Annotated in this window: 1 protein-coding gene; it reads left to right on the forward strand. The window is 75.9% G+C overall.

Annotated elements, in window-relative coordinates:
- The coding region (locus tag AB0G63_RS39010) for a polyketide synthase dehydratase domain-containing protein (protein ID WP_360760630.1) at positions 1-2,554 on the forward strand (2,554 nt) is incomplete at both ends.

The raw sequence follows: 2,554 nt of genomic DNA on the forward strand, positions 1-2,554 counted from the left end.
ACGGCGCCAAGGTCGACTGGCAGGCGCTGCTTGCCGGGTACGACGCCGCACGGGTGGACCTGCCCACCTACGCCTTCCAGCGTGAGCGCTACTGGCTGGACATCGCCCCCACCGGCGCCGGTGATGTCACCGCGGCCGGGCTGGCCGCTGCGGATCACCCGCTGCTGGGGGCCGCGGTGCGGCTCGCGGAGGGGGATCAGGTGGTGCTCACCGGGCGGCTGTCGCTGCGGACGCACCCGTGGCTCGCCGACCACGCCGTGAGCGGGACGGTGCTGCTGCCGGGCACCGCGTTCGTCGAACTCGCCGTACGAGCCGGGGATGAGACCGGATGCACCACGCTCGACGAACTCACCCTGGAGGCGCCGCTGGTGCTGCCCGCCGAGGGCGGTGTCCGGCTGCAGACCGTCGTCGGGGCCGCCGCGGCGGACGGGCGGAGGCCGGTGGCGCTGTACTCGCTGCCCGAGGACACCGCAGAGGCCGCCGCAGAGGCCGCCGCTGAAGGCGCGGCCGGGGGCACCCCCTGGACGCGGCACGCCACTGGCCTGCTCGGTGCGGCGTCCCGGCCCGAGCCCCGGTTCGAGGCGGCCGTGTGGCCGCCTCCGGGCGCCGAGCCGGTCGGCCTGGAGGGCTTCTACGAGGCACTGGCCGCGACCGGATACACGTACGGCCCCGCCTTCCGCGGCCTGACCGGCGCCTGGCGGAACGGCGACGAGCTGTACGCGGAGGTCGTGCTCGACCCGGCGCACCACGACGAGGCCGCCCGTTTCGGGCTGCACCCGGCGCTCCTGGACGCCGCGCTGCACGCGGGTCTGGCGGCGCGCGGCGAGGACGACGGCGTACGGCTGCCGTTCTCGTGGAACGACGTCACCCTGTACGCGGTCGGCGCGACCGCGCTGCGCGCCCGTATCACCCCGGCAGGGGACGGCGCCCGCCTGGAACTGTCCGACGCGCAGGGCCGTCCCGTGGCGAGCGTCGGCTCCCTGGTGTCGCGGCCCGTGGACGCGGCCCGGCTCGACGACGACACGCGCCGCGTCCGGGAGAGCCTGTTCCGGCTGGACTGGAGCGCCGCCGCGCCGGTGGAGGCGGCCGCCCCGCACGACTGGTTCGTGCTCGGCACCGACCGGCTGGGCGTGCTCGACGCGTTCCAGGGCCTCGGTGTGTTCCCGCAGGTCTTCGACGACGTGGCCGCTCTCGGCGAGGCCGTGGCCGCGGGGCTGCCCGCACCGTCGGTGGTGGTCCTGCCGCTGGGCGGTGAGCCGGGCGCCGGCGTCGACCCCGCCGAGGCCGCACGCACGGCCACCTCGGAGACGCTGAGGACTCTTCAGGAATGGTTCGGGCGGCCGGAGTTGGAGAGTGTGCGGCTCGCGGTCGTGACCCGGGGCGCGGTCGCCACCCGTACCGGTGAGGACGTCACCGACCTGCCGTACGCCGCCGCCCGCGGCCTCGTCCGCTCGGCCCAGGCCGAACAGCCGGGCCGGATCGTGCTCATCGACTTGGACGCGGCTGACGGCGCGGCCGACGAAGCGGCCGGGCGGCTGCCCGCGGCGGTGGCCGCCGCGCTCGCCGCCGACGAGCCGCAGGCCGCCGTGCGTGACGGTGACGTCCTGGTGCCGCGCCTCAGCCGCGGCCGCACCTCCGGCGACCCGCTCGCGACCCCGCCCGGCGCACCCGCCTGGCAGCTCACCGCAGGCTCCGGCGGCACATTGGACGGTCTGGCCCTGACACCCGTCGCCGAACGCCCGCTCGCGCACGGCGAGATACGGGTGGCCGTCCGCGCGGCCGGCCTCAACTTCCGCGACGTCCTGATCGCGCTCGGCATGTATCCGGGGGACGCCGCCATGGGCAACGAGGGCGCCGGCGTGGTCACCGAGGTCAGCCCCGGCGTCGACGGCCTGAAGGTCGGCGACCGGGTGATGGGCCCCTTCCCGGGCTCCTTCGGACCGTGGACGGTCACCGACCGGCGTCTGGCGGTGCGCGTCCCGGACGGCTGGGACTTCGAACGGGCCGCGTCCGTGCCGACCGCGTTCCTGACCGCGTACTACGGGCTGGTCGACCTGGCCGGGCTGCGGGCGGGGGAGCGGGTGCTGGTGCACGCGGCCGCGGGCGGTGTGGGCATGGCGGCGGTGCGGATCGCCCGGCATCTGGGCGCCGAGGTGTTCGGCACGGCGAGCGAGGGCAAGTGGGACGCGCTGCGCGCCCTCGGCCTGGACGACGACCACATCGCCTCCTCCCGCGACACCTCCTTCGCGCAGAAGTTCCCCGCGATGGACGTGGTCCTGAACTCGGTGTCCGGTGACCTCGTCGACGCTTCCCTGAGCCTGCTCGGCGAGGGCGGCCGGTTCATCGAGATGGGCAAGACCGACGTGCGCGACCCGCAGCAGGTCGCCGCCACGCATCCGGGCGTCGGCTACCGGGCCTTCGACCTGGCGGAAGCCGGGCCCGACCGGTCCGCCGAGATCCTCGCCGCCCTCGTACGGCACTTCGAGGCGGGTGACCTCGCGCCGCTGCCGGTGCGGGCGTGGGATGTCCGGCGTGCTGCGGAGGCGTTCCGGTT

Origin of the sequence: Streptomyces sp. NPDC020996, assembly GCF_040641355.1 — a bacterium.
Classification (GTDB): domain Bacteria; phylum Actinomycetota; class Actinomycetes; order Streptomycetales; family Streptomycetaceae; genus Streptomyces.